This is a genomic window from Companilactobacillus insicii (genome assembly GCF_003946015.1).
Taxonomy (GTDB): Bacteria; Bacillota; Bacilli; order Lactobacillales; family Lactobacillaceae; genus Companilactobacillus; species Companilactobacillus insicii.
Window position 1 is genome coordinate 1 of record NZ_RHNU01000011.1, and the last position, 19,072, is coordinate 19,072.

The window sequence follows — 19,072 nt, forward strand, 5'->3', positions numbered from 1 at the left end:
AAAAGAACCATCAGAGAAATCCCATTAGATTTCTTTGATGGTTCTTTTTTTAGAGTCTAGAGTTTTGTCCCAGACTCATTTGTTTTATTTACTTTTATTCTTCTGCAGCAAGTTTTGCTTCAGCAACTTGAGCTTTTAATCTCTTATTACCATGATGCAAATCAACAACAGTCCATACTAACAATGCTAGGACAGCGAAGATCAATACATAAGCGATGATCTTTGAAGCTGTAACATCACCAGCAGTTGGATGATCACCATAGAACGCTAAGATTTGATCAGGTAAACTAATTAGGTTCAAAATAGTTAATCCGATAACTGAGAACCAACCTAGTACTTTTACCCAAAGACTATTCTTGAATCTCTTACCCATTTCTGTAGCACTATCAGTCATCATCAATAATGGAAGCATTGAGAATGGAAGTGCGAAGGCCAAGAATACCTGAGAATTATTCATCAAATTATTCAAAGCCGTATGTTCATCAACAGCACTCTTACCGCTAGTTAACATAACACAAATCAAAACTGGGATAACTGAAATCAAACGTGTTACCAATCTTCTTAACCAAAGAGGCATCTTCATATGAACGAAACCTTCCATGATAACTTGACCAGTAAGTGTACCAGTAATAGTAGAATTTTGACCAGATGCCAATAATGCGACCGCAAATAATGTTGATAGAATTCCTGATTTAGCAACACCGATCAAAATACCGTTACTCAAAGTAGAAGTATCTGATAGAGCTTCATACAAACCAAAGAATGATGGATCTTTAACAGCACCTGTCTTAAATACCGCAACACCCATGATCAATAGCAAAGCATTAACAAAGAATGCTGCTGTTAATTGAATATTTGAATCCCAAGCTGAAAATCTAACATTTCTAGCAACTGATTCTTCATCATTGTGATCAACTTTACGTGTTTGTGAAATAGCTGAATGCAAATATAAATTATGAGGCATAACAGTAGCACCAATAATACCTAAAGCACCACTCAATGGTGTCATACCTGCAACTTTTTCACTAGTTGAAAAAGTTCTTGCGTCTGGTATTAATCCACTGAAAACGCCGGCCCAATCAGGCTTTGATAGTGCAACTTGATAAACGAATACGAATAAAATAACTAAAATCAAGCAAACAACAATTGCTTCGATTTTTCTAAAACCAATTTTCGTCAATAATAGCAATACTAAAACATCTAAAACGGTAATGAATACCGCAATTACTAATGGAATGTGGAATAGCAAGTACAACGCAATCGCTGCACCAATAACTTCGGCGATATCAGTCGCCATAATTGCGAACTCTGTTAAAATCCACAAAACAATTCCTAATGCCTTACTCGTTCTGGCTCTAATAGCTTGTGCTAAGTCCATACTGCTTACAATTCCTAGTTTAGCAGCCATATATTGTAATAACATGGCAATTAAACTAGAAATTAGAATAACTGACATTAGTAAGTACTGAAAATTTTGACCTCCGGTGATTGATGTTGACCAATTACCTGGATCCATGTAACCAACCGCAACTAACGCACCTGGTCCTGAATAAGCCAATAGTGTCTTTACAAACCCTTTATCTTTTGGAACTTCCACCGTACCATTGATCTCTTCTAGTGAAGGACCATTCGCATATTGGATAAGTTTATGCTTACGTGGAGTTTCATTTTCATTTGCCATAAATAATCTCCTTTAATCCCTATTAAATTTTCAACGAACAATCATTATAGATATCGGTGAATACTTTGCCATATAAGCTGCTTGTGAGCCAAAGTATTTGCGTATTCCTCGTTTTGATAATGAACCGATAACCAAGAGGTCAGCTTCCGCACTAGGAATAACTTTTTTAACAATTGTTTCACCTGGATCTCCTTCAGCGACAATGGCCTCAACCTTTTTAACTCCAGCCTTCAAAGCCACATCACGATATTCTAATATATGTTTCTCAAGTGCTTCTCTCTCCCCATGAACATAGTCCTTAGTTAAAGCTTGATAAACATTCATTTCATCGTTTTCCAAAATCGAGGTAATGATCATAGTGGAATTATCTTTTATGCAACGTCTCATTGCATAACGAAATGCTAATTGTGCATCTTCGGAATCATCCACACCGACTAATACTCTATCAAAAGTTTTTTTCTCTTCTGACATTCAAATCACTCCTTTCTACGAACTCAATTCTATATCAAATTAACAATCTGTAAAGTTTTTTTTAGGGTCAACTAATTAAAAAGTACATATTTTTTAATTCTCATTCAAGTTCTGAAAGCGATAACCAGCTTGATTTAATAGGAATTACTCGTAAGGCTTTATTCACTGAAAAAAATTATGAAGACTTGTTAAACGGGCATAGTTGTTGGCAATGTGACAAATAAAAAAATCATTTTATACAAAATAATTTATTTTCTTAAATATTTTAGTTAGATTAGCCTAAGTTTTTGGTTGACACAAAGACTATTCAAAAATATGATTAGAGTATTAAAAAATATTCTGGTGATTAATAATGAGTGATTTGGACTTTTTGAAATTAATATACGAACTAGGAGGATCCTTACACAATGTCAGCAACGGTGACATTGCTAGAAAGGCGCATCTTAGCAATGCATCCGTGACGGAACGAACTAGAAGTTTAGCTAAAAATACAGAATTACTATCGTATACGAAATACTACGGCTCTAAATTAACTAACAAGGGGATTGAGGTACTTAATCCTTATATCCAACAACAACGACTAATCGAAGTATGGTTAGTAACAGATCTTGAATTCTCACTAGAATCGGCACATAAAGAGTCTGATATTTTGACTAACAAAGTAAGTGAGACTTTTATAGATAAGTTGAACGATCGACTAAACTATCCTAAGTTTTGCCCCCATGGAAATATCATCCCCAATAATTCACCAATGATTAAATCGACTCAACAAACACTAATTGATGATTTGTCATCCGACCAAAAATATATCGTACAAAGTTTCGCAGAAGATAGCTATGTATTCAGCATTCTTGAAACTATCGATATAAAACTTCAGGACACTGTCAAGGTCTTAAGTTACGCGGAAGACAATATCATAATTTTTAACTTTAGAACTGGTAACAAGCAGTTACTACCGAAGACCCTTGCGGAAGCAATCAGAATACAAAAAAAGAGCCCAGTCTCAATCGACTGAACTCTCTATCTATGCTCTTTGTCTCAAGTTAAAGTTCTTCCATTTCTTAACTTGACGACTGTAATTTGTGAAAGGTGAAATGGCATTAATTCTAATCCATTTTGATACAGGCCACATAGCTTTGGTTGTTGCCCATTTTCTTTCGCCGGGTTTGAATAGTTCATCATGAGACATTTGATTAATCCAATCAATTAACTCTCCAACTACTCTCTTAAGTTCATCCTTTTCATTGTCCAAGCCTTGAGAACCATATTTGACGTTAAAATCATCATACAGTTGTCTAATTTGATCCCACTTATAGCCTGGAGTTGGTGTAGTGATGTCTTGGCCGCCCTTTTCAGCCTTTTCCCATGATAAAATCATGTGAATCCAACCAACCTGATATGAAAGCATCTCACGCGGTGTCTTCTCGACTTGCTCGATTCTCTCATCTGCGACATTATCCGTAATACCTTCATATTGATCAATGAATTGATGATAACTCTTTCTAATTTGGTCTATTAATTCTGATGAATTCTTATATACCTGCATACATTCGCTACCTTTCATTGATTTTTAAAGATTCCACACGGGACCTCTCCAATATCTATTATAGACGGTTACTTGTCACAATTGTTGTAAATACCCTTATAATTAAATTTATTCTTATTATTAACATTAATTTTGACTAATTATTAATAAATCAAAGCAAAAAAGCTTGAATCCATGACAAAACGTGAATTCAAGCTTCTTTTTGATATATTTTATTCTTTTTCGTCAAAAATCTCTTTTTTTAATCTGAGAGCTGTTGGTGACACAGCAAGTCCACCTTCAGCTGTTTCCTTAAACATAGATGGTAACTGTTGACCAACACGATGCATTGTTTCTACAACTTCGTCAACTGGAATAACATTCGTTACACCAGCTAATGCCATATCAGCTGAAATCATTGCTTGAGATGATCCCATCGCATTACGCTTTACACAAGGAATCTCAACTAATCCAGCCACTGGATCACAAATCAGCCCCATTAAGTTTTGTAGCGTCATAGCAATGGCATAACCTGCTTGTTCTGCAGTGCCACCTTTAGCTATAACTAGAGAAGCTGCAGCCATTGCACTAGCGGATCCAACTTCGGCTTGGCATCCTCCCTCGGCTCCAGCAATTGAAGAATTGTTAGCAATTGCCAAACCAAAGGCTCCAGCTGTGAATAAGAAATTAACTTGATCTTCATGTGACATATTCAACCTATCCCGAACTGCCATCAAAACTCCAGCTAAAACTCCGGCACTACCAGCAGTTGGAGTCGCACAGATCAATCCCATCTTAGCGTTAACTTCATTAACAGCCACCGCATTTCTAGCTGCTTCTAAAATCGGCTGACCACTCAAAAAATCACCTTTTTTGATATACTCATCCATTTTTTTAGCATCTCCACCAGTCAAACCAGTAACTGACTTAACACCAGCAACTCCCTGCTTAACAGATCCTTCCATGGCTTCAAGGTTACGTTCCATTAAGGCAAAAATCTGTTCACGTGTTCGACTAGTATTTTCCATTTCAGTCGCAATCATCAATTCAGCGACTGATGGATAATCTTGACTCTGTTTAATTAAATCACTAACTGTATAGAACATAATCTTCTCCTATTCAAAGAAAGTAACATTGTCCATGTATTTCAACGAACGTAATTCTTTTAATATTTCTTTTTGATCTTGCTTGTCATCCACTTCAATAATCATAATGGCCTTCTCGCCCTTTGATTCACGCGTAACAGTCATTGTACCAATATTGATATTGCGTTTTGTGAATGCTTGTGTAACCTTGGTAATCATACCAGCGACATCTTGATGCACCGTAATATATGTAGGTGTTCCCATACTAAGAGAAATCTTAAATCCATTTATTTCAGAAATTTGAATATTCCCACCACCAATAGATATTCCGGTCACAGTTAATTTATGGTCACCCTTGATCATCGTAATTTTAGTAGTATTGGGATGATCAACTTTGTCACTCTTAGGTACAAAGGCAACTTTGATTCCATCTTCATAAGCAATTTTTAAAGAATCAGCTAAACGAGGATCATCAGGTTTCATCCCCAACAATCCGGCCACAATAGCGACATCTGTTCCATGACCACGGTAGGTTTTAGCGAATGACTCATATAGATCAATCGTGATTTTTTCAGGCTTTTCACCGAAAATATCATGAACAACTTTTCCAATTCGTGCAGCTCCAGCAGTATGTGAGCTGCTGGGACCGACCATTACTGGTCCAATTATGTCAAAAACACTATTAAAACGTAACTCTCCCATAATCTGTACCCCTTATTAATTATATAATTTGAATACTACACGATTTTAGTAAACAAATCATTTAATTACTCAAAATAATTTATATTATATCTGAGAATAACAGCCCTCACCATAACAGTGAGAGCTGTACTCAAAATTAATTATTTAATAAATCCAAAGTAGCAGCACCAACAGCTTTAGCAGTTAATCCCAATGCCTTTTCATTAGCAATGAATTTAGGACTGTGATGTGGATAGAAGACACCATCGTCTGGCATTTCCCCAACAAACATATAAGTCCCTGGAATTTTTGTGTAAAGTATGCAAAGTCTTCAGAAGCAGATTCTCTACCTTCAAAGTCCAAGTGCTTAATTTCTTTGATTCCACCATTTTCTAGACTCTTTTGAACCTTTTCAGTTAATTCTTTGTCGTTATTCAAAACTGGATAATCATTGTTATAGAAGAGATCGATTTTAACATCGAACATAATCTCCATACCTTTGACTAAGTTCTTAAAGTTCTTTTCTACAACGGCACATGTTTCGTCCTTCATGAACCTTACATCACCCTCAAGGAAGACAGAATCCTTGATAACATTAAATGAACCACGACCATCGAAGTTACCAATTGTTAAAGTAGCCATGTCGAATGGATTAACACGACGAGAAACAATTGTTTGAGCAGCTGTAACAAAGAATGAAGCCGCAACATTAGCATCGTTAGCCAAATGTGGAGCTGATCCGTGACCACCCTTACCATGAATTGTCATCTTAAAGCTGGAGCGCCCTGCCATAACGGGGCCAGTTGTACATTCAACTGTTCCATAAGGGATTGGAGCCCACATGTGCACACCAAGAATTGCATCAACACCATCTAAGACTCCAGCCTCAATCATTCCTTGTGCACCACCAGGAGGAGTCTCCTCAGCTGGTTGATGAACAATCTTGATCTTACCAGTCAAATCAGAACGCATTTCATACAATGACTCAGCCAATATCAACATATATGCAGTATGTCCATCATGTCCACACGCATGCATTGCTCCTGGATTAACTGAAGCATATGGCAACCCAGTTTCTTCTTGAACTGGCAATGCATCGAAGTCAGCACGTAGCGCGATTGTTTTGCCAGGATTGCCAGTATCGATCGTAACAACGACTCCATATCCGTCACCATAATCATCTTCTACCTTAACGTCCATATCCTTATAGAAGTTAGCAATGTATTTTCCTGTTTCCTTTTCTTCAAAAGACACTTCTGGATGTTGATGCAAATAATGTCTGATCTCAATCATCTTATCGTGTTTTTCATCGATCAACTTGTATAGTTTATCCTTTAAAGCTTGGTCTTCTAATGTATATTCTGTCATAGATATCTCTCCTTCTAATCCTTAACTAATAAGGTTCCAAATCCACCTATCAAAATAGATACTGCAAGAAAAATAAATCCAACCGAGAAACTGCCACTAGCAGCTTCTACTAATGCGCCGATAATCATTGGAGCTAAGAATCCACCTAAAGTACCACCAGTGTTGATAATACCAACAGATGAACCAATGATTTCCTTTGGAAAAATATATTGTGGCCACGTAAAAGTAGCTGTAAATGCTGAAATAGTAAACATACCTATCAAAGCTACTAATACTAGTGATATTGAAACACTGTTAACGTGAACCAAAGTATAGATTGAAGCGGCCGAGACTATTGAACAAATAATAATAAAAGCCTTTTGTTTACCAACAAACCACTTCGACAAAATTACTCCAGTTAAGAAACTACCGATAACTTGTGAGACTGAGTTAACCGCTAAAATGGCACCAGCAGCTCCTAGAGACAATGAATAAGTTCTAGTCAGATAACTAGGAAGCCAAGACATCGACCCATAATATGTAATGTTAAGTAACAACATAATTACGAATAGTTTCAAAACATTAACGTTTTTAATAACTTCAACGAATGATATTTTTTTAGCTTCTTGCTTTATTACCTTGGCATCCTTAGGTAATAAGAACAAAATGCAGAAGAATGCAATCAGGAACAATGTTCCTAACATGAAATAACCATATCGCCAATTCATGGCAATTACGTTGGCACCTAGTGTGAACGCTAAAATACCACCAATTCCAGAAGTCGTTAAAATTCCAGATTGAACCATAACACGTTTTTTATTATCAAAATTCTCCGCTACCGCTTTAGAACATGAAGATGGATAACCACCATGTCCCAATCCCGCACCGAACCTGATCATCACAAATAGCATTAAACTGCTGACAAATCCGAACATGTACGAGAAAAATGAAATAATCGCTAAAGAAATGAGTAAACCTTTTTAGCACCGATTTTATCGGCCAACCACCCACCAGGTATCTGTAAACACGAATATGCTAAGAAAAATGCACTCATGATCAGACCAGTCTGCGAAGTTGAAAAATCAAATTGCTTTGCAATTGGAATAATTGCCGTGGATACCATGTTTTTATCCATGTACACCATGGAATAACCAGCCATTAGGGCAATTATCACCTTAAAGTCCTTTGCGGAAAATTTACTCTTTTTTTCCTCCATAACATCACCTACACTTATTTAGTAAAGCGCTTTCAAAAAATATGCTATCACAAACGCTTTTAAAAAAATATAAATAGTTAGTATTTTCACAATAAATTAGTGCAATCCCTATATTTCCAAAAAAATCATTGTCTTATGACACCTGATATGAGTGAGTTACCAGCCGAACTATTTAAATATTGACAAACTGTCTCTTAACAAAAGAAATACCACATGATGCATATTAGTAACATTCATCTGGGTAAATTAATGCTAAAATAAATATATTAATAAATTAGAAAGTAAGTAGATGTATGGCAAATTTCATTAAAAATTATTTGACCACAACAGATCTAGTAGTAATTCTAATTACCGTTGGTCTGATAACCGTAATCACATTGGTCGCCTATACACTAGAAAAGAAAGTCAGCAAGGCTTCACCATTCTTTATTCGTTTAGGTGAGCACATTATTGAAAGTGCACTTTTAATAGTAAGTATTTTGTTACTGAGACAAGTTTTTACGACTATTAACCATGGTTACTTCATGACGGATGCATGGTTGTACGCTAACGCTCAAATAGCCGTTGCCTTCTTCGGAATTCTAATTCTAAACAATCGCCTAGTCGAACTAATAACGTTAGCATTTCCATTCTTGTACAATCCCGCTTTAAACGAATCCAGATTTAGTGGACCGTATATGACCCTATTCTTCTCGGCCTACGTCGTTATGTTAATAACTGTTGATTATGCGTATAGTCACAAGGACGAAATGCTGATATCTAGCTACAAATACACAATTGCACAGACTGTATTCGCCCTATGTTGGTGGTCTATTCTCTGGATCGACTATCATTTCAATCCGTACAAAATCATTATCTCGATGATATTCTTCGAAATATTCATGGTTATTATTAGAATCACTGAAAAAAGACTTCGACTGTCATTCGCAGATTTCAAAGATTTGGAGATCAAAGCAAATTACGATGCCCTCACAGGTGTCAAAAACCGTTCTTCACTAAACACAGCTTCAAAAGAACTGTTTCAAGAATTCTCTGAAAAAGAAGAAACAATAACAGTGGCTATGTTTGATATTGATCACTTCAAGAAGTTCAACGATACTTATGGACATGAAATTGGAGACGAAGTACTTAGACACGTCGCCCATTTAACTGAGCGAGAGCTGATGGCGGATAATACTGATGGTCCTAATGGCCAGTTATATCGATACGGTGGCGAAGAATTCATTATTATTTTTAAAGACAAAACTACTGATGAAGCTGCTGAAGTAATATACGATATTCGTAAAACACTCAAGGATATCCCGTTATTCATTAACGGAGCTAAGCTAAATGTTACATTGTGCTTTGGAATTACTTCTGTAAAGAAATCAGATGCATCCACTAAAGAGATTCTCGAACGTGTTGATGGTTACTTATATCAATCCAAAAATAACGGCCGTAATCGCGTTACTATAGAAGGTAACACGTATACTTACGATAATTTAAAAATAGCTTTTGAAGCATAACAAAGAAGATCGATTACAGAATCGAATAAAAAAAGACTAGATACTTTTTATCCGGATATATTATCCGAACAAAATATCTAGCTTTTTTTATTTCATTTTAATTTATTTCCCTGATAGATTAGTCTCTGGGTGCAAGAAATGCAGGAAGCAGTGGAGGTGGCGTTATGGCTTCAGCCATTACACCACGGGACGAGTTTTGAACTTCGTGTACTATGCGAAGTTCAAAACCGAGCTTGGAGACCTCGACTCCAAGCGGTCCCCACAGCGGCAGCATTTTTTGCACCCAGAGACGGCATCCAAAAATTTCCTATAAGTTAGGATCCATCTTAAATGTTAGTTTAGATAACTCAGCACCTTGAGTAACTAACTCTGCTAAAAGTTTCTTAGTAGCTTCATTATAGTGAGTAGCGATTTCATGATTTTGAGTCGTCAAATAATCTGTTAATTCACTACCAGACATTGTTACAGCTTTTTTATCAACTGACTCAATCTTTCTTCTTGCCCATTCTGACAAGTCCTTTTGATAATCAATGTCAGCTTGAATGAACTCTGCATAATGTGACTCTACAATCATTGCTAAAGCCTCATACATCCAATATGCACTGTCTAAATTCATCTTATCTGGTAATTCACGATATGATTCATCAGTGTCATTAGCATTTGTAAAGAATGGAACATGTGGACAAAATGTAGGAATACCAAATCCAATCCATTGAACTCCTGCTGCACCATTTTTATTGGCATCACGCATTTGTAAGATGTGTGAATTAGCAGTACGTGATAATGAAATAGCACGATATGTCTTCTTATCATGTTCGCTACCACTACCCAATGGATCATATTTTGTTTCATTATAATGTGACTTCAAGATATATTGAATATCTTCAATCGCAATCTTACGCTCAGGTTTACGGATAAATGGCAATTCAGGTGATTCTGGATCCTGCTCAATACTTGGATTCAGATATCTTTGGGCAAACCAAACACGTGGTGTGTTGTAATGGTGATCTTTTTCAGTATCTGTACCAAAAATATGTCTAAAATCCCAACGATTTTCATCTGGATTCAAGCCATGTTCCTTAACAAAGTCTTGTATCCCATCAGCCCACATATAATTTTGGGAATCATTAAAATCAATATCCTCAATCGCAATTTGATTTGCGGCAACCGCGTAACAATCATCTGGAATTCGTACCGCTACCCACTGATGCCCAGTAACAATTTCCATATACCAGACTTCATTACTATCATTAAATTGAATCCCGTTACCTTCAGCTGAACCATATTTCTTAACTAACTCGCCTAAATAACGGACACCATCACGGGCAGACTTAATAAATGGCAGAACTAATGTTGTCAAAGAATCTTCAGCCAACCCATCCTTAACGTATGGATCAAAAGCCAAGACACGTTCATTGGCGTACACACTTTCAGTAGCACTCTCACCAACGTTCAATTTATTAAATCCATCTTCTTCATTAGGACCTTCACTTTGATCACCGTTTGGTGTTGAAGTATAACGATAACCACTTTCAGGAAGTGGAACTGTTAGTTTGTTATATGGTGATACGTATGTTTCTTTGCGACCCGAAACAGCTGGTCGTACAAAGAAACGCTTTGGATGAATAGCAATCATACGATCTTCATTTCTAGAAATATAAGTAGCTCCATCCATTGAAGCCTTCTTACCAACTAGAATTGAAGTACATGCTGATAGTTCGATACGATCTGTCATTTTTATCCCCCTATTTTTTATTAATATAATTATACTCTTAAGTGGTTATAACTAAATTGTTAAAAGTATATCTCTAAAGATTTGGATCCATCTTAAATGTTAACTTAGATAGCTCTGCACCTTCAGTTACTAATTTAGCTAATAGATTTTTAGCTTTATCATTATAATATGTAGCAATTTCGTGATTTTCTTTAGTCAAATAGCTAACTAATTCGGCATCTGATAATGAAGCAGCCTCACTTTCGACAGAATCAATTTTTTCTCTGGCCCATTGCGATAATTCCTTTTGGTAATCCAAATCTTCTTCGATAAACTCTGAATAATGAGATTCTACAATCATTGACAATGCTTCGTAAATCCAATATGCATCTTTCAAGTTCATTGAATCAGAAATATCTCGATAAGTCTCATCAGTATCATTTGCATTAGTAAAGAATGGTACAAATGGAGTAAAACTAGGAATACCAAAGCACTTCCATTCAACACTCAACTTTCCGTTCTTCATTTGTAAAATATGTGAATTAGCAGTTCTAGATAGTGAGATTGAACGATAACGTTTTTTATCATCTTCACTGCCACTACCTAATGGATCAAATTGTGTTTCATTATAATGTGACTTCAAAACATATTGAATGTCTTCGACCGAAACTTTTTTCTCTGGCTTACGCAAAAATGGTAATTCTGGAGATTCAGGATTTTGTTCAGTACTTGGATTCAAATATTTCTGAGCAAACCAAACACGAGGAGTATTGTAATGGTGATCGGTCTTTGTATCAGTACCAAAAATATGTCTGAAATTGAACTTATCTTCATCCGGATTCAAATTATATTCTTCAACAAAATTTTGAATTCCCTCTGACCACATATAATTATCAGGATCATCAAAATCAATTTCTTCAATACCTATTTGATTAGCAGCAAAAGCATAGCAATCATCAGGAATTCTAATTGCTACCCATTGATGACCAGTGGCAATTTCCATATACCAAACTTCGTCATGGTCACTAAATTGAACACCATTACTCTCAGCTGAACCGTACTTAGCAATCAAATCACCCAATCGCTTAACGCCTGCACGAGCAGAATCAATATATGGCAAGACCAGAGTAGTAATAGAATCTTCAGCGACACCTTCGGCAACCAATGGATCATACCCAAGGACTCTTTCATTGCCATAAACACTTTCAGTCGCACTCATTGCAACGTCTTTTTCGTTGATACCATCTTCTTCATATAATCCCTCTGTCGTATTAGCATCAGGCGAAGTTGTGTAGCGATAACCATTTGCTGGTAATTTTTCTGTTAAATCATTATAAAAAGACTTATATGTTTTATCTTGATTTGAAACTGCTGGCTCAACATAGAACTTCTTTGGATAGATAGCTACATAATTATCTTCATTTCTAGCAATGTATGTACTACCATCCATCGACGCCTTCTTACCGACCATAATTGATGAACAAGCTGAATGTTTTTGCATAATTCAATCCCTCCATATCAATACTTCTTACTATCCTCAATATAGATGAATCATAAACAAAAAGAAACCCCACAAACGTGAGGTTTCTTATTTACTATACGAATGTTAAAAATCTACCGTCCCAAATATTCTCATAGAATTCAATCGTATTCTCGGCGGTCATATAATTATTATCATAAGTCGATGTCATATCATGCTTCATAATAACTTTGTAGCCCAAACCATGAGCCATCTTAATAGTTGCATCGCAACAAATTTCAGTTTGAACTCCGCAGAATTCAATAGTACTTAAACTATTTTCCTGTAACAAATTATTCAAATTAGTTCTATAAAAAGCATTAGCATGAGTTTTTTCAACAACCATATCATCATCTTTAATATCTAATCCCTTAGAAAATTGCCATAGGTCACTGCCTCTAACAACATCCTGATCATTATGTTGAACAAAAATAATTGGTAAATTAGCAAATCGATAAGTATCGATTCTCTTGTTAACTGATTTCAAGAGTCCTTCGTAATTATAACTATATTTCAAGGCATTTTGCATATCTATGACGACTAATACTTGTGCCAATTTTGACATAATCTCATCCCCTTACTTACCTATATAATAACAATAATTATATAAAAAAACTCCGGATTATCTCCGAAGTTTTTTTGGAAACTAGACACTCATTTTTAGAGGTAAGAACTTGATAACATACTTGTTAGGGTCCACACGTGAATCAGATAGTGCTCTAACTAGGTCTCCCTCTTTGTAGTCTGTGAGATGTTTGGCACTTAATGTCAAAGTATTTTTGATCTTATCATGAGTCCATTTACCCATCTGCTCCAGTTGTGGATAGTCAACTGGATTAAATTTTGTGGGTTCGGAAAAGATCACCTTGACCTCCAACGCATCCACGTATTCCTTAATACTTCTAATTACATTTTTGTTTGTCAAAAGATCATCTCCCCATAAAATAATTTTTGCAAACGTTACCACATCTCACCTATATAATATCACTGATACGAAAAACTAATAACCCCATTTGTGTTATAAATAATAATATTTCTTAAATTAATTAACTATAATATGAGGATTTTCACTAAAGCTTATTATCTTTTGCTCAATTTGATTACGGACATTACGAAAAGAATCCATGATTTGTTCTTCAGTACCTGTGGCCTGCGCTGGATCAGGAAATCCCCAATGTAGATGCGTTACACCTTTAGGAACTACCGGACATTTATCTTTAGCATCACCACATAAAGTAACAACAAAATCACAACTATTGAAGTATTCAACGTCGATCAAATTAGAAGTATTTTGGGAAATATCTATATTAATTTCTTTCATACTTGCAACAGCTCTTGGGTTTAGACCATGTACTTCAACACCAGCACTACGGACCTCCCAATTAGGCAAATATTTCTTGGCCAATCCTTCTGCCATTTGTGAGCGACATGAATTACCTGTACAAATAAAATAAATTTTTTTCATAATTTATCCCCTTATAATTATGTCTAAATTTAACATAAACTGTTCTAACAAATACAGCATAAAGTTCTGCGACTTTATATTTGTATTTTAAAAATAAAGATGAAATAATTCAGGCGGTGGTAAGTCTTTATACGAATATCATTGAATGATATTTTATTTCTTCCACATAATTACTTTACATTATTAAGTACTTATGATTAAAATAGATACATCGCAAAAGTATCTTTTGGAGAAAACAATGAAAATTTTTAAACGTGTAATTATTGGATTAATATCCATACTAGTAGTAATAGGAATTGTACTTGGTATATATGTATATCAAAGTAAAAAGGCCTTAGATTCAATTGATAACAATCAAAACAGTGTTTCTAAAAAAATCGATGAAGGTAAACCCATCTCTGTACTATTACTAGGTGCAGATACTGGTGCTGATGGTAGAGTTGATCGTGGTAATTCCGACACCATGATGATTGTCACTCTGAATCCCAAGACTAACTCATCAGTCATGTACTCTATCCCTCGTGATACCATGGCCGAAATGGTTGGAGCTGGTAAGAAGAAGGATGTTCAAAAAATAAATGCTGCATACAATATTGGTAAAGCAAAGATGGCTAAGAACACTGTTGGTGAGTTGCTTGGAATCAATGTTGACTACAGTGTTGCTATCAATATGGGGGCTCTAGAAAAGACTGTTAACTTCGTAGATGGTGTAACTGTTACTACACCTATCAAAGTTAGCTTTGGTGGCGTAACAATTCCTAAGGGTACTCACCACTTAAATGGAAAACAAGCCTTGAGTTATGTTCGCATGCGTTACGAAGATCCTCGTGGGGACTACGGTCGACAACTTCGTCAGCAACAAGTACTAAAAGCTGTCGTTAAAAAGCTGCAACAACCAAAATATTTGGTTAAGCTACCTAGCCTAATTACTAAATTGGGACCTGATATTAGTACTGACTTAACGGATAGCCAAATGGAAAACTTCCCTGTCAAATACCACAATGCCGGAAAACACATGACATCGTTACAACTTCAAGGACAAAGTGCTTGGATAAATGGCAGTTCTTATCAAATATTATCAAATAGCACTTTGCAAAGAGCTTCCGATAAATTGAGAGCTAATCTTGATCTTAAAAAGAAAAAATTAAATAACACTGAAACACAACTTAATAAATTAAACGCTAATTTCTTTAACGATCCAGATAGTACTGACTATAATACTAATGGTCTCGATACTACCTATTACACTAATAATACGTACTAAAACAAAAATATCTCCAGTAATCCGATTTTGGATTACTGGAGATATTTGTTTTATTCATGCTGCATAAATAATGAATTTTACAGTTATGTCACAGCCTGTTTTAAACTTACATGTATTGTTCTAAGGCTGCACGGAACTTAGCTTCTGGTTGATACCCAACCATACGGCCAACAACATTTCCATCTTTTTTAATAATAAATGTAGGAATTCCTTGGATGCCAAAGTTGTTTGGTGTCTCAGGATTATGATCCACATTCATTGATGTAAACTTAATCTTATCACCTAATTCATCCTTTGAAGACAACTTCTCAAGGATTGGATTCATCATTTTACATGGAGGACACCAGTCAGCGTTAAAATCTGTAATTACTAATCCTGTATTTGTTTCATCATTATAAGTCTTATCAGAAATTTCTGTGATATTGCTCATATTATATACCCCTTATATTTACTTTTAACTTCAATAAACAATATACCCCCTAGGGTAAAATATATCAATTAATTTGATTACGCATGGTAATACCGTAACCATATCATTTGAAGTACACTACCCGACCGGGTATAATATCTTTGATATTAATTATTTAGGAGGCTTCATATGTCTCAGACTGAAGAAGAACAAAATGCTAGTAAGAGAATAACTAGTCAAATTAAAAGATCTCGTGGTCAATTAGATGGTATCTTGCATATGATGGAAGATGGAAGACCTTGTGACGACATCCTAGTTCAACTATCTGCAGTTAAATCCGGTGTCGATAAGGCTATGAAACTAGTTATTGCCCAAAATATCCGTAAAAATGTCAATTGCGTTGATGAACAACAGCTAAAGGATTTGCAAAGTTCTCTAGACTTGATGCTTAAGACAAAGTGAAATTTTCTCCGTTTAACTACAAACACCCCCGCATTTACTTACGTAAATACGAGGGTGTTTGTAGTTATACTTAGAAGTTGGAAGTATTTGAGCTCTATTCACTTTCAGTGTCATCAACTTCTTCTTGTTCAGAATGTTCAATTGTTTTAGTCGGTAATGCTTGTAGGAATGTAGTAGAAAGAATCAAAATCCCACCTATAAGTTGTACCAAAGTAAAAGGTGTACTCAACAATGTTACCGAAAGTATAGTTGCCGTTAATGGCTCAAACGAGCTTAACATACTAGTAGTACTTGGTGACAAGTCACGCAAACTGCTTATATAGAATAGATAGGCAAACATCGTACCAAAAATAATAATAAACAAGATACAAAGAACACCCATTAAATTCAATCTTGGTAGAGGCTTATTCGTTACCTCTCCAACAAATGAAAAGCTACTGATCAACATTGCCCAACCAACGACTGATCTGGCATCGTACTCTCTAAGTAATCCTCGTGGTAACAAAGTATAAGTTGCTGATGCAATACCTGACATAATACCCCAAAACATTGCTAATGGCGAAAGAACTAATCCGTTCAAATTACCATTAGTTACTAACAAAAAAGTCCCTATTAAAGCCAAAATAACCGATATAACATCTGTTCTCCGTGGTAATTCTCTATTTGCAACGGTTAGGTAAACAATAATAAATAATGGCCCTAAAAATTGTAAAACCGTTGCCGTTGGCGCATTACCATAATTAATAGCCAAGAAATATGTCCATTGTGATGGTAATACTCCTAAGAAAGCAAACAGTATCAACATTACCCAAGACGTCTTCTTCTTCCAAATATCAAAGACCGATTTGCCGGCAGTTATTCCATACCAAATTAATAATAGTAACCCAGCACTAAATAATCTAATCCCAACTAACCAGTTTGGTGAAACATGTAGTCCTGAGAATAAATATTCAGCACTAGTACCAGAAGCTCCCCAAAGTATACCTCCGGTAATAACAAAGAAGAGTCCTCTTTTTTTATTTTTCATTCATAATCCCTCACTAACAACACTAACTATTATGAACCTAAATTAGCAGAACTTACACTGTTGTTAGGCTTTACCAATTAAAATCTTTGAATCAACTGTAATTTTATTAACGTCGCTCCAATCGATTTTTTTGGTATCAACATTAAATAGCAATGGGGTCATTTGAATGAAAGCATTACGTACTTCAGATGATACTTGATACGTTTGTGTGGCATTAATTTCATCGATCATCGTAAAGTGACCTTCAAAATAATCCAAGACCTTTTTGTTAGAATAACTATCACTTCGCAAATACTGGCTAGCTTTTTGGCGTAACTCAATAACGTGATTCTCGCCCGGAATAACCTTGATCAAGTAACCATTATCTTTCAAAATACGATGAAATTCATTGTAATTGGCCGGTGAAAAAATATCTAAGATTCCATCCACACTATTATCCTGAATGGGTAATTGCGCTAAGTCTCCAACAAACCATTTAACAGCATTATCAATATCGTGACGTGCTGCCTGTTGTATCGAGTCTTTTGAAATATCAAATGCCAATAATTGCTTTTGCAATGACTTGTGTATTTCACGTGAATAATAACCTTCACCACAACCCACATCTAAAATATTATTTATCTTCAAGTCCTCAATAATAGTAATCAATTTAGTCAAAATATGATCATATAATCCATCCTTCAAGATTAAACCACGATTCTCAAAATTATCTTTATCATAATTCTTTTGCTGTTTCATATTTAATAGGAAGTTAACGTAACCATACTTGGAAATATCAAAATTATGATTGTTCACACACACTAAACTAGTACCTTGTAATTCCAATCTTTCATTACACATGGGGCAACTAAAAAATTCCCCACTATTTTCAAAACGTTTGATTTTTTCTTTATTCATTGTATTTACCATTTCTAATAAGTCTTATTTCAGTCTATCATACAGAATAAATAAAAATGGATTTCGATTTCTCGAAATCCATTTTTTGAAATATTAAAGCATTAATCCTACTGAATAGTGAATAATCATCGTAATAATACCAACAATAACGTTTCTAATAATTGCAGTCTTAACTAATCCATCCCCAAGTTTAGCACTTAAGAATCCTGTCAAAGCTACTGATAAGGTAACTGCCAAAATAGTTCCTGGCCATTGCAGAGATACGGGTAAGAATGTCATTGCAACTAATGGGAAGATACCACCGGATGATGCTGCAACCAATGAAGAAAAGGCTGCATCCCAAGGATTCATATAGTGTCCTAAGTCAAGATCATACTTAACTTTTACCACTGTACCTAAAGCATCCTTCTTCATTAATTCTTCAGCAATTTCAGTCGCAGTCTGAGCAGTTACACCACGTTCAATGTAGAAATCAGCGACTGCTTGAACCTCATCCTGATAATTTGTTTTGATCAATTCACGTTCTTTTTCAATAGCTGCTTTTTCTGTATCCTTTTGGGAGCTAACTGAAGCATATTCGCCAGAAGCCATTGAAAAAGCACATGCTAGAAGATCGGATAAGCCCGCAATGAAAATAGTGAATTGGTTAGTTGTAGCAACGGCAACTGAGAACAAAACACCAACAACCGTTAAGATTCCATCATTAGATCCTAGTACACCGGCACGCAACGTATTTGAACGTTCTGCCATTGTCTTTTTTTGCTTTTTAGGTTTTGGAACATTAATAGCTTTCATCAAATTTGT

18 protein-coding genes and 2 pseudogenes are annotated in these 19,072 nt (G+C 35.5%); 4 read left to right on the forward strand and 16 right to left on the reverse strand.

Features of this window, described 5'->3' with window-relative positions:
• Window positions 1-94: 94 nt before the first annotated feature.
• The gene (locus EKM79_RS04810) at window positions 95-1,681 is read right to left on the reverse strand and encodes an Nramp family divalent metal transporter (protein ID WP_125566436.1); all 1,587 of its coding nucleotides are present in this window, start codon (window positions 1,679-1,681) and stop codon (window positions 95-97) included.
• 30 nt (window positions 1,682-1,711) lie between these two features.
• Window positions 1,712-2,152: a universal stress protein gene (locus EKM79_RS04815; RefSeq protein WP_125566438.1), complete on the reverse strand. Its 441-nt coding sequence runs from the start codon at window positions 2,150-2,152 to the stop codon at window positions 1,712-1,714.
• 352 nt (window positions 2,153-2,504) lie between these two features.
• Here EKM79_RS04815 and EKM79_RS04820 point away from each other — a divergent pair, with 352 nt between their 5' ends.
• Window positions 2,505-3,167, forward strand: a complete 663-nt coding sequence (locus tag EKM79_RS04820) for a metal-dependent transcriptional regulator (protein ID WP_125566440.1) — start codon at window positions 2,505-2,507, stop codon at window positions 3,165-3,167.
• Window positions 3,168-3,176: 9 nt separating this feature from the next.
• On the opposite strand, the gene EKM79_RS04825 is transcribed toward EKM79_RS04820, so the two are convergent.
• From EKM79_RS04825 to EKM79_RS04845, 5 genes and pseudogenes are all read right to left on the reverse strand, one after another.
• On the reverse strand, window positions 3,177-3,698 hold the full coding sequence (locus tag EKM79_RS04825) for a ClbS/DfsB family four-helix bundle protein (protein WP_246005629.1): 522 nt from the start codon (window positions 3,696-3,698) through the stop codon (window positions 3,177-3,179).
• Between the two features lie 212 nt (window positions 3,699-3,910).
• Complete coding sequence (sdaAA, locus tag EKM79_RS04830; protein WP_125566444.1) at window positions 3,911-4,783, reverse strand: L-serine ammonia-lyase, iron-sulfur-dependent, subunit alpha; 873 nt, start codon at window positions 4,781-4,783, stop codon at window positions 3,911-3,913.
• 9 nt (window positions 4,784-4,792) lie between these two features.
• A complete protein-coding gene (gene sdaAB / locus EKM79_RS04835; protein WP_125566446.1) occupies window positions 4,793-5,464 on the reverse strand; it encodes an L-serine ammonia-lyase, iron-sulfur-dependent subunit beta in 672 nt (223 codons plus the stop codon).
• A 136-nt stretch (window positions 5,465-5,600) separates the two neighbouring features.
• Window positions 5,601-6,811 (reverse strand): annotated as a pseudogene (locus EKM79_RS04840) (amidohydrolase).
• A gap of 14 nt (window positions 6,812-6,825) precedes the next feature.
• Window positions 6,826-8,006 (reverse strand): annotated as a pseudogene (locus EKM79_RS04845) (MFS transporter).
• A gap of 293 nt (window positions 8,007-8,299) precedes the next feature.
• Here EKM79_RS04845 and EKM79_RS04850 point away from each other — a divergent pair.
• Window positions 8,300-9,511 carry a GGDEF domain-containing protein gene (locus tag EKM79_RS04850; protein ID WP_125566448.1) on the forward strand — a complete coding sequence of 404 codons (1,212 nt, stop codon included), beginning with the start codon at window positions 8,300-8,302 and terminating at the stop codon, window positions 9,509-9,511.
• 307 nt (window positions 9,512-9,818) lie between these two features.
• Here the strand turns inward: EKM79_RS04850 and EKM79_RS04855 are convergent, their stop codons facing one another.
• The 5 genes from EKM79_RS04855 to arsC form a co-directional block, all read right to left on the reverse strand.
• Window positions 9,819-11,246, reverse strand: coding sequence for a C69 family dipeptidase (locus EKM79_RS04855; protein ID WP_125566450.1), 1,428 nt, complete (start codon window positions 11,244-11,246; stop codon window positions 9,819-9,821).
• 73 nt (window positions 11,247-11,319) lie between these two features.
• The gene (locus EKM79_RS04860; RefSeq protein ID WP_125566452.1) at window positions 11,320-12,726 is read right to left on the reverse strand and encodes a C69 family dipeptidase; all 1,407 of its coding nucleotides are present in this window, start codon (window positions 12,724-12,726) and stop codon (window positions 11,320-11,322) included.
• A 94-nt stretch (window positions 12,727-12,820) separates the two neighbouring features.
• A complete protein-coding gene (locus tag EKM79_RS04865; protein WP_125566454.1) occupies window positions 12,821-13,309 on the reverse strand; it encodes a cysteine hydrolase family protein in 489 nt (162 codons plus the stop codon).
• Between the two features lie 81 nt (window positions 13,310-13,390).
• Window positions 13,391-13,669 carry a hypothetical protein gene (locus EKM79_RS04870; RefSeq protein WP_125566456.1) on the reverse strand — a complete coding sequence of 93 codons (279 nt, stop codon included), beginning with the start codon at window positions 13,667-13,669 and terminating at the stop codon, window positions 13,391-13,393.
• 117 nt (window positions 13,670-13,786) lie between these two features.
• Window positions 13,787-14,209 carry an arsenate reductase (thioredoxin) gene (gene arsC / locus EKM79_RS04875; RefSeq protein WP_125566459.1) on the reverse strand — a complete coding sequence of 141 codons (423 nt, stop codon included), beginning with the start codon at window positions 14,207-14,209 and terminating at the stop codon, window positions 13,787-13,789.
• 238 nt (window positions 14,210-14,447) lie between these two features.
• On the opposite strand from arsC, the gene EKM79_RS04880 reads away from it, so the two are divergent.
• Window positions 14,448-15,473: an LCP family protein gene (locus EKM79_RS04880; protein WP_211331273.1), complete on the forward strand. Its 1,026-nt coding sequence runs from the start codon at window positions 14,448-14,450 to the stop codon at window positions 15,471-15,473.
• 106 nt (window positions 15,474-15,579) lie between these two features.
• On the opposite strand, the gene EKM79_RS04885 is transcribed toward EKM79_RS04880, so the two are convergent.
• The gene (locus EKM79_RS04885; RefSeq protein ID WP_125566461.1) at window positions 15,580-15,903 is read right to left on the reverse strand and encodes a thioredoxin family protein; all 324 of its coding nucleotides are present in this window, start codon (window positions 15,901-15,903) and stop codon (window positions 15,580-15,582) included.
• Window positions 15,904-16,071: 168 nt separating this feature from the next.
• On the opposite strand from EKM79_RS04885, the gene EKM79_RS04890 reads away from it, so the two are divergent.
• Window positions 16,072-16,344, forward strand: coding sequence for a metal-sensing transcriptional repressor (locus EKM79_RS04890; protein ID WP_125566463.1), 273 nt, complete (start codon window positions 16,072-16,074; stop codon window positions 16,342-16,344).
• Window positions 16,345-16,438: 94 nt separating this feature from the next.
• Here EKM79_RS04890 and EKM79_RS04895 read toward each other — a convergent pair whose 3' ends face one another.
• The 3 genes from EKM79_RS04895 to EKM79_RS04905 form a co-directional block, all read right to left on the reverse strand.
• Window positions 16,439-17,371, reverse strand: coding sequence for a DMT family transporter (locus EKM79_RS04895; RefSeq protein WP_125566465.1), 933 nt, complete (start codon window positions 17,369-17,371; stop codon window positions 16,439-16,441).
• Between the two features lie 63 nt (window positions 17,372-17,434).
• On the reverse strand, window positions 17,435-18,268 hold the full coding sequence (locus EKM79_RS04900) for a methyltransferase domain-containing protein (RefSeq protein ID WP_125566467.1): 834 nt from the start codon (window positions 18,266-18,268) through the stop codon (window positions 17,435-17,437).
• A gap of 93 nt (window positions 18,269-18,361) precedes the next feature.
• Window positions 18,362-19,063, reverse strand: coding sequence for a VIT1/CCC1 transporter family protein (locus tag EKM79_RS04905; protein ID WP_125566580.1), 702 nt, complete (start codon window positions 19,061-19,063; stop codon window positions 18,362-18,364).
• Window positions 19,064-19,072 lie beyond the last annotated feature (9 nt).

Bases quoted from the DNA above. Each gene is read 5' to 3' on its own strand.
- EKM79_RS04810 (WP_125566436.1), bottom strand. From the start codon at position 1,681: ATGGCAAATGAAAATGAAACTCCACGTAAGCATAAACTTATCCAATAT.
- EKM79_RS04815 (WP_125566438.1), bottom strand. From the start codon at position 2,152: ATGTCAGAAGAGAAAAAAACTTTTGATAGAGTATTAGTCGGTGTGGAT.
- EKM79_RS04820 (WP_125566440.1), top strand. From the start codon at position 2,505: ATGAGTGATTTGGACTTTTTGAAATTAATATACGAACTAGGAGGATCC.
- EKM79_RS04825 (WP_246005629.1), bottom strand. From the start codon at position 3,698: ATGCAGGTATATAAGAATTCATCAGAATTAATAGACCAAATTAGAAAG.
- sdaAA (WP_125566444.1), bottom strand. From the start codon at position 4,783: ATGTTCTATACAGTTAGTGATTTAATTAAACAGAGTCAAGATTATCCA.
- sdaAB (WP_125566446.1), bottom strand. From the start codon at position 5,464: ATGGGAGAGTTACGTTTTAATAGTGTTTTTGACATAATTGGACCAGTA.
- EKM79_RS04850 (WP_125566448.1), top strand. From the start codon at position 8,300: ATGGCAAATTTCATTAAAAATTATTTGACCACAACAGATCTAGTAGTA.
- EKM79_RS04855 (WP_125566450.1), bottom strand. From the start codon at position 11,246: ATGACAGATCGTATCGAACTATCAGCATGTACTTCAATTCTAGTTGGT.
- EKM79_RS04860 (WP_125566452.1), bottom strand. From the start codon at position 12,726: ATGCAAAAACATTCAGCTTGTTCATCAATTATGGTCGGTAAGAAGGCG.
- EKM79_RS04865 (WP_125566454.1), bottom strand. From the start codon at position 13,309: ATGTCAAAATTGGCACAAGTATTAGTCGTCATAGATATGCAAAATGCC.
- arsC (WP_125566459.1), bottom strand. From the start codon at position 14,209: ATGAAAAAAATTTATTTTATTTGTACAGGTAATTCATGTCGCTCACAA.
- EKM79_RS04880 (WP_211331273.1), top strand. From the start codon at position 14,448: ATGAAAATTTTTAAACGTGTAATTATTGGATTAATATCCATACTAGTA.
- EKM79_RS04885 (WP_125566461.1), bottom strand. From the start codon at position 15,903: ATGAGCAATATCACAGAAATTTCTGATAAGACTTATAATGATGAAACA.
- EKM79_RS04890 (WP_125566463.1), top strand. From the start codon at position 16,072: ATGTCTCAGACTGAAGAAGAACAAAATGCTAGTAAGAGAATAACTAGT.
- EKM79_RS04895 (WP_125566465.1), bottom strand. From the start codon at position 17,371: ATGAAAAATAAAAAAAGAGGACTCTTCTTTGTTATTACCGGAGGTATA.
- EKM79_RS04900 (WP_125566467.1), bottom strand. From the start codon at position 18,268: ATGAATAAAGAAAAAATCAAACGTTTTGAAAATAGTGGGGAATTTTTT.
- EKM79_RS04905 (WP_125566580.1), bottom strand. From the start codon at position 19,063: ATGAAAGCTATTAATGTTCCAAAACCTAAAAAGCAAAAAAAGACAATG.